The sequence below is a fragment of the Polaribacter sargassicola genome (assembly GCF_021991835.1).
Taxonomy (GTDB): domain Bacteria; phylum Bacteroidota; class Bacteroidia; order Flavobacteriales; family Flavobacteriaceae; genus Polaribacter; species Polaribacter sargassicola.
Window position 1 is genome coordinate 1 of sequence record NZ_JAHDAU010000050.1, and the last position, 418, is coordinate 418.

Below are 418 nucleotides of genomic sequence, written 5' to 3' on the forward strand. Positions count from 1 at the left end.
GTACGTGAAATCTATACCAAGTCTGTTTCCTAAGAAACGCCATTCTGTACCTATTTCAAAAGACTTTTGTCTTTCAGGTTTAAGTGTTTCGCCTTCTCTAGGTGCAAATGTAGCTTGATTTGCAGATCCTATGGTACCTCCTGAATTGGTTGTTCCAATAGTTCTTCTAGGTACTGTAGCATATACCGGAATATCTTTTCCTACTTCAGCATAAGACAATCTTACCTTAGCAAAAGATACTGATTCTGGCATTTTAAATGTCTCTGTTATTATGTTAGTTAAACCAACAGATGGGTAAAAGAACGATTTAGAGTCTGTATTAACCAGTGTTGAAGACCAGTCTGTTCTACCCGTAATATCTAAGAATAACATGCCTTTGTAACCAATGTTTGCGGCTCCAAAAACAGATTGTACTTCT

Annotated in this window: 1 protein-coding gene; it reads right to left on the reverse strand. The window is 36.8% G+C overall.

The genetic code is table 11. The features are described from left to right. On the reverse strand, positions 1-418 hold a 418-nt coding region (locus tag KI686_RS15770; RefSeq protein WP_237590289.1), incomplete at both ends, for a TonB-dependent receptor.